3 protein-coding genes are annotated in these 8,019 nt (G+C 53.5%); all 3 read left to right on the forward strand.

The annotated features are described in order from the left end of the window. Positions 1–3,321, forward strand: a 3,321-nt coding sequence (locus tag LAT75_RS14320; protein WP_291483363.1) for a hypothetical protein, incomplete at its 5' end; no start/stop codon positions are given. A gap of 43 nt (positions 3,322–3,364) precedes the next feature. Then, positions 3,365–5,407, forward strand: a complete 2,043-nt coding sequence (locus LAT75_RS14325; protein WP_291483364.1) for a hypothetical protein — start codon at positions 3,365–3,367, stop codon at positions 5,405–5,407. Between the two features lie 169 nt (positions 5,408–5,576). Continuing rightward, positions 5,577–7,622 carry a tetratricopeptide repeat protein gene (locus tag LAT75_RS14330; protein WP_291483365.1) on the forward strand — a complete coding sequence of 682 codons (2,046 nt, stop codon included), beginning with the start codon at positions 5,577–5,579 and terminating at the stop codon, positions 7,620–7,622. The last annotated feature ends 397 nt before the right edge of the window (positions 7,623–8,019 follow it).

Here is an 8,019-nt window from a genome sequence, read left to right on the forward strand (position 1 = left end):
CAGCTGAATGAAAAAATTGAGGAAATGCAGGCGCTTTTTCAGGCTTTTGCAGGAGATGAGATTAATTTCGGGGAGCGGCTTGAGACTGCGGAAGATCTTTTGCTTGCTTCTGCGGAATATTTCGAAAATCTTGCCGTGCTTTTATCAGAGAGTCCGCTCACCATTTTGCAGCCCATGCCGGTACCTGCGCTCAATACGGCTTCAACCCTGGTTTTTAATCTGGATGAAGAGCTTGCTTCTGAGCAGATGCGGGAGCTGGAAGAAATGCAGTCGGCCGTAATTCAGCTCGATAACCTTTACAGGGAATCAATTAGCGCTGTTGAACTGAACCTGAATCTGGTGGAAAGCCTGATGTACGGGCAGGCCCAATCTGAAACAAACGGGGCAGAAACGGTGCCTGAAAATTCTCTGATGGAATTGTTCCATGGCTTTGGAGAGACGGTCACCCTCTTTGAAACTTATTTTGCAGAGCAGGCACAGCAAAACTGGGGAAATGTAAGGTGGGCAGGGAATCTGAGAAGGCTTATGGCGCAAAATCGTTCTGGTATCATTGATCCTATAAGAGGGTCAAGAACTGCTCGTACGGGCTCTGGGCAAGAAACTGTTCAATTAACAAACCTTCCTTTTTATACCTTACACTACTATTATAATAATAATGCCAGGGGTAACTGGGAGATGATACATGGAGCTTTCCGAATGGCACAGCGGGTGTATTTTCTTGATTTGCTTTTTGATGAATCATTTAATTTAATACATGCTAGTCCTATGTTTTTCGACTCTAATTATACTTTTAGATATTTTGATTATGAGTATGATACACAAAGGTATGTACCCACGTATAGACATAACGTAGGTAGGGCAGGCGATATATACCGGGAATTCAAACGAAAGGAGTGGGACCAAAGCCTTGTTTCTACCATACAGCAAATAGAAGAAACTTCTCACAGAAACTTCTGGTACTATATGCACTATAATGGTCTTGGGGCTTATATGGAAAGTTATCTTAACTGGATTGAAAGCGGAAATGTTGATGACGATAAGCAGGCAAGGGCAGCTGATTTATTTAGCAACATGCACAGTATAACCGCATTAGCTGACGACTTCTACCGCATTCAGACGCAGCTTACTTCCGTTCTGTGGGATCTCAACAACAATTATGTGGAATGGCGCAGAGAGATAGACCGGATTCAGACTGAAAACGATGGCGGATCGGAGGATTTGCTGAACATTGAAACGGATTACAGTGAATACATCGCTAACCGGACCCGGCTTTCGGAAATGCTGATGCCGCCTGTTATTAGCACTGTTGAGATACAGCTTAACTCGCAGCCCGATGCTGTATTTACCGAAGCGGAAATCAGGTGGACCGCTAATCACGGGCACAAAATTACCGAAACTTCTTTTCAGTATAACGTTGACGGGCAAACCGGCAGCGGCGGCCTACTCGAAGGTCTGAATGAGTACTTCACGCTGGGTCTTGATCCGGATCAGGCCGGCAACACGGGCTCCGTTGATGGCAGCATCACCCTAATGCCCGTTGTTAAGTTTGGTGAGCGGACTGAAACCGGATTTCTAACTGAAGACCCTGAGATTGATTTTGGGATTCGGGTACGGGGTGCGGCCGGCACAACAGCCGTGCGCAGAGGGAGCCTAAGGGTTGCAACAGGCTTCTCCGGCGGGATAAGCACCGGTCCTGGCGCAGGTGGCGGCTCAGTTACCGTACCTGTCCCCCCCTCATCCGGCTCAGGTACCGGACTACAAAGACCGCACATCATCCTTTCCAACACTTATAACCATGAATCAAGGCCAATAGTATTCACTTTTTTTACTTCTACGCAGAGTGTCTATTTTACAAGCAATTCTCAGTTTATCCGCCTTACTATAGATGGCTACGACAGCTCACATAATATCAATTTGTACGAATACGCCATTGGTACAGTACGGGGCGGAACCGATGTGCTGGGCTGGACTGAACTTCAGGGTGAGCGTATCAATATGCCTGAGATTCCGTCGCAGCGTATGATTGGGAACACACAGTTCTTAAGCCTTAATGAAGGTGTGCAGTACTTTATTTCTGCACGGGTAACGAATGCCAACGGGCAGCTGAGTCCGGTTCAGCGCTCTAACCACCCCATCATTTACGACGGTACAAAACCCGATGCGCCGCAGCTTTCACACCTGCCGCAGGTTCCGGTCATCTCATCAGTAACCCCTGTTGAAACCCGTCGTGCAGTTTCTGCTTTTGTGCCACAACTTACCATACCGGATATGGAACAGATCAGCAGTCCGTTTTTTGAACCAGTTCTTCGGTTTAGTGGCATATCGGCCTCAGACAATCTTTCCGGAATACTGGGTTATGAATACGCGGTCAGTAACGATCCCGATAACGGCCATGTATTGTTCGATGCCGGTGAATATACCTTCCATACCGATAGTGAGCTGCTTGTAGAAGGCGGACGCTTCGACGAGTTCTTTAATAGTTTTACCGATGAAATGTGGCTGCACATCAGAGCTGTAGATCTTGCCGGAAACCGCAGCGATATTACGACCCGGGGCCCGTTTTTGTCAGATGACCCGAGCGCCCCGTTTTCGGGCAAAATGACTGCTAAAGTTGATCCGCAGGATATCAAGCTGTATCTCACGGAAGTACCCTTTGATCCTGAAAGTGATGTTACGGGTATTCAGTATCAGCTTGTAAGCCGCAGTTACACGTATTCGAATGATGGGAAAACGGTAATCTCGTACAGCGATACGGTTCTGAGATCATTTCCGGCAGGCACAGGGGTAGATCTCGACTGGAATCTGCAGAAATCGGCTGATGAGGCAAGCGGTTCTCAGCAGCATCAGCGCTTCCTTTCTGTTTCTAAAGACGGGCTGCCCGTAGGGGATGACCTGTACCTGCAGTACCGCTCCGTGAACGCTCACGGCAGCCTCTCAGAGGTGCGCGAGTCAGGTCCTATTAACCTTGATACAACGCCACCTACAGGAACGGCTTCAGCAAGCTTTTCTAATCTCTCGTTCAGCAGATTAGGAGTTGATATCAATGCTAACAACATACAAGATCTTGAGTCCGGAGTTGTAAAAGTTGTGTTTTCTTTTCCAGGTTCTTCTAACTCAACGACATTTACACACACAAGATATTTCCCAAGAAACTCAGTTATTTCAAATATTAATTGGCGAAGTCCTTCTTTTTCAGAATTTGTTTTAGCACGTTGTGTAGAGTATCCTTATTCAGTTAGGGTCTATAACGGTGCCGGTCTGGTGACAACCATTTCCGGAACCATTATGAGGCCTCCGGCACGCGGGCAGCAATGCCCCTAATACACCAATCAACATTCAGATTTAAAGCCCTATGTTCCGGAAAATGTATCTCTTAAAAGTGCTGTTGTTCCTCTTGGTGTGCTCGGGTCTGCCTTCGGCGGCGGCCGCGCAGCAAACGCCTGCCGAAGGCGGCCTGATGGTGCTTACGAGTGCCGAAGGGCAGGCCTTTGTATTTCTTACGGTGCCCCCGCCGCTATCGCACGGCTTTCTGGTTTACCGCCGTACAGGGAGCGAAACGGAATGGCAGCGGCTTACCAATGCCCCCGTAATGCCGGTGCAAAACGGCTTTCAGCTGCAGCAGCAGCTTGGCGGGGGCTGGCAGCTGATTGAGCAGACCATGCCGGATACAGACCCGCAGTCGGTTTTTCTTTCCCTGCGCAGCGGCTCGGAACAAAATCTGCTCACCATTCTGGCACTCCCGGAGCTGGCTGAGGCAATGGGGTTCCTTTTTGTGGACGCGCAGGCGCCGGCAGGGCAAACCGCCGCGTATCGCATCGAATTTGTAAGTGATATTGGCCGTTCCATCGGGGTTATTTATGAAACCGAAGCTGAGCTTACACCCATACGTCCGCTTCCTCCGCAAAACCTTAGCATTCGCCATGAAGGGCGTAATATCATCATGAACTGGGATTACCCGGCCTACGACAGCCCCGGTACAGAGTACGTGCTTCTGTTTCGGCCCCGCTTTCGCATGGAAGGGGAAACCCGCATCCGCGAAGCCGTGAGCGGCTTCCTGCTGCGCACCACTGATAACCGCAGCTTTGAGTTCCGGTTTCGGGTGCCTGCCATCAACACCGAATACGAATTCTGGGTTGAAGCCCGCGATTATATGGGGCAGCCCTCCCCCGATAATGAAATTATCCGGATGCTGATAGCCGATAATGTGCCGCCGGCAGCGCTGTCGGCGGTCAACGGGAGGATCACCTCCCGAAACCTGGCCGAAATCAGCTGGCCGGTGAGCCGCTCCGTAGATGCCGCGGGCTACAGGGTGTACCGCGCCGCTGCCGATGAAGAAGACTTCCTGCTGCTTACTGAAACCATGCTGCCGCTGCTCAGCAGTACCTTTACGGACAGCACCGCTTTACCCGGGGTTCAGTACCGCTATGCGGTTACGGTAATCGGCCGCAACACCATCGAAAGCGGGCGGAGCAACAATGCACACCTGCTTATTCCCGATACCCGCAGGCTTCCTGCCCTTCAGGGTATCGCAGCCCGTTTCGATGACGGTACCGGGCAGGTTGAGGTCAGCTGGCAGCCGGTTCCGGAAAGCATGCGCGAACAGCTGCGCAGCTACCGCATCATGCGGCGACAGCTGAACCCGCCGGTACAGGCCGGTTTTACCCAAATAAACGACGGAAGCTGGCGGGAGGCACGCATTACCGATCCCGGCATACAGGGCCGCGGATTCGAGGAGGGCGTAACCTATCAGTACGGCGTGTTTGCGATTCACCAAAACGGAAACATGGGCGATACGCTGTTCACCCGGCTTCAGATCCCGACACTAAGCCTGCCAGACGCCCCTACCGCAATTCAGTTGAGCGTACAGTCCGATTTCCGGGTAGATGTCAGCTGGGGAGGTTCACCCAGTCCGCGGGTAAACCACTACCGCCTGTACCGCCAAAACCCTGACACTACCGGGCAGAAAGAACCCGTACTGTTGTTCACCGGCGACCGGAATCAGCGCTTTTATGCTGATGAAAGCGTACAGCTTAATCAGCGCTATGTGTACGCTGTGAGCGCGGTTGATTCGCTTGGAAACGCATCCCCGCTGCTTTTTGCCGACACCCTGATCACCCGGCGAACCTCCCCGCCGCTGCCGGTCCGTAACCTGCAGCTTGCCGGCAACGGCGCGGGCGTTCAGCTTGCATGGCAGTCAGGCGATGACAGCAGCCATCTTGCCGCCTTCCGCATTTACCGCTCAGAAACGGCGGCCGGATTGTTTACTTTGATTGGTGAAACGGAGCCGCATCAGTTGTCATTTACCGATCCGGCAGGCCTGCCGGGCTTGTGGTATCGGGTTTCCCCCGTTGACCTCAGCGGCCGCGAAGCCCGGCAGAACCGCGCGGTTCAGGCTGCGGCGAATTAGCCGGTTCCGGTTCACAGGCAAAAATCCCGTTTCGTATTTCTAAGTTTTGGATTCAAAAAAGATGTCATCACCCCAAAAAGCACATCCGGCACTGAAACACCCGCGGGCAATTGCAGCAGCACGGCTTTTTCTACGGGTGAGGCTTTTCCGGACCTTATTTTTATTTGGGATGACGGGCTTCCTGCTCCTTACCCTGCCCGGTGCGGCCTGGTCACAGCAGTTCGGGCAGCCGCTTCGTACCACACAGAACTTTCACCTGCAGCAGGGCATATCGCAGTATGAGTCAGGCGACCCCGAAGGCGCGATTGAATCGCTGGAGTGGGCGCTTGAGGAAGACGGTGAGGCTGCGGAAGTTTATATCTACCTGAGCTCGGCCTACCTGCTCAGCGGCAGGCATGGGGAGGCCGCTGAACTTGCAGCCCGTGGCATTGAGCTGTTTCCTGATTTGGTGCGCCTCTACGCCGTTAAAGGAGAAGCAATAGCACAAACCAATTTGGCTGGTATCATCCCGGTTTATGAAGCCATGCGGGCGCTGCTGTTACAGCGGCCCGGACGCGAAGCCGACGGCATCACTGTTCGGATGGTTGAAAACACACTCGGTGCGGTTCACGAACAGCTGGGCGGACAATATTATACCGAAGGTGAAACCGCAAAGGCGGCTGATGCCTTTCGGAATGCCCTGCGCTATACCGGTGATAACCCCATGCTGCACAATAACCTGGCTTTTTTGCTAATGCAGCTTCAGCAGTATGAGGAAGCCCGGCAGGTACTGGATTCGGCCCTCATCCGCTTCCCGGAGAGTCAGAACCTGGTTTTCCTTCGCGCGCAGCTTGCCGGTGAAACCGGTGAAACGGAGGCCGCCGTAAGGCTGCTCGCTCAGCTCTGGGAGGCTGATGCTTCGGATGTGAACCGGGGCCTTGCCTACGGCATATCGCTGTTTAACAACAATCAGCCGCCCGATGCCAATGCGCTGTTTGAAGAGCTGCTTGAGCGTTTCCCTGAGGAGCCCCGGGTGTACGATACCCTTATCGAAATAAACCGGCAGCGCATGGATCTTCGCGGGCTAAGCCGTGTGCTGAACCTCCGCCGCCTGCAGTTCCCTGATGATGAGGAAACTGCCCGCGCATACGGTGAATCGCTGATTGCAGCCTCTGACTTCGATGAAGCCTTCACGTTTTATGATACGCTTGCCGCCTCACAGGCAGAAGCGGGGCAGCCGGTGCGTGCCGCTGAATCTGGCCGTTTGGCAGCAAGAGCCCTGCTTTTTTCAGATGAACCGGAGCAGGCCCTTGCATATTATGAGCGGTTGCTGGCAGAGGAGGCGGTTTCTCCGGTTCTTTTCCGTGAGGCCGGTTTGCTTGCTGCGGCCCTCGGGCAGCGGGACCGCGCCTACACGCTGCTAAGCAGCTATGCAGCAGAAAGCGCTGAAGGTCGTTTACTGGTGAAAACCGCAGGACTCGCCCCGCCTCACGAAGAAGGGCAGCGGGTGAGGGAAGCCTCCCTGAAGGCCGCTTTGGATACGAGCTGGCAGGGCTTTGCAGAGTGGCTTTTACTGTCGGACTCCCTTCGTCAGGCAGCGGTTCAGACCGACACCCTAACCGCAATCATTGGCCGGATGTTTCGTACTTATGCCCGAGGGCAGCAGCTGGTGCAGCAGGATGCTGAACAGGATATGGAGACCCTAAACCCCACAGAACCGGTAGTGTTTCAGACTGGCCGGGAGCTGGAGGAGATGGAAACGTATATCAGCCAGGCACTCCGTTTTGTGACCGAAAGAATGCAGGCAGCACAGGCTGCAGCGGTGATGGACCGCCTGAGCGAACAGCTGGACGAAAGTCCGCTGCTGATGGTGTATCAGGCTGCTCTTGCAGAACGGATGAACGAGCCGGAACAGGCGCTCAGCTGGCTTACGGAGGCCTTGCGTTCCGGTGCAGCAAGTGCGGATATACATCTTTCTATGGCCCGGCTGTATCGGGGGCAGAATCAGACCGAGATGGCCCTGCTTGCATTTGAAAGGGCATTAACCGTTGATCCGAGCAACCGCCGCGCCTACCGGGGCATTGTAGATCTGAGCCAGGAATCAGGGCGCCTCGATGAGCTTGCCGACCGCTGGCTGGCAAGGTACCGGGCCAACCCCCGCAATGAAAATCTCCGCGAATTCCTGACCGAAACCCTGCACAAAGCCGGCCGGTTCACCGAAGCTCGCGAGCTTTAAGCCGCCCTCGAAAGGGCACGCGAATTTTGGCATTGGCCGGCGACCGCAGACGACGGAAAAAAGAACCGCCTGCCAAGAGTCGAATCCCGCTGCCTCGCCCCCCCCCAACCCCCAAACTACCCCGAACCAAAAAGCCCCTCTCCTGAAGACCATGCCTGTAAGGCCTGGTGGTATTTTCAGGAGAGGGGTTGGGGTGAGGTCCACTGCGATAATGGCACGCGGATTTTCCGGATTGAACGGGATTTTCGCGGATTGTTCAAATGGCATGATGCCAAATTTCCCGTAGGGAAACCACATGGGTAGAAAAAAACGCGGTTCACCCCTCCCAACCCCGAAACCAAAAGCCCCTCTCCTGAAGACAATGTACGTAGAGCCTGGTGGCCTTTTCAGGAGAGGG

This window comes from Cyclonatronum sp. (assembly GCF_022565315.1).
Lineage (GTDB): Bacteria > Bacteroidota > Rhodothermia > Balneolales > Cyclonatronaceae > Cyclonatronum.

Excerpts from the sequence above, each read along its gene's own strand:
- LAT75_RS14325 (WP_291483364.1), top strand. The coding sequence starts at position 3,365 with ATGTATCTCTTAAAAGTGCTGTTGTTCCTCTTGGTGTGCTCGGGTCTG.
- LAT75_RS14330 (WP_291483365.1), top strand. The coding sequence starts at position 5,577 with ATGACGGGCTTCCTGCTCCTTACCCTGCCCGGTGCGGCCTGGTCACAG.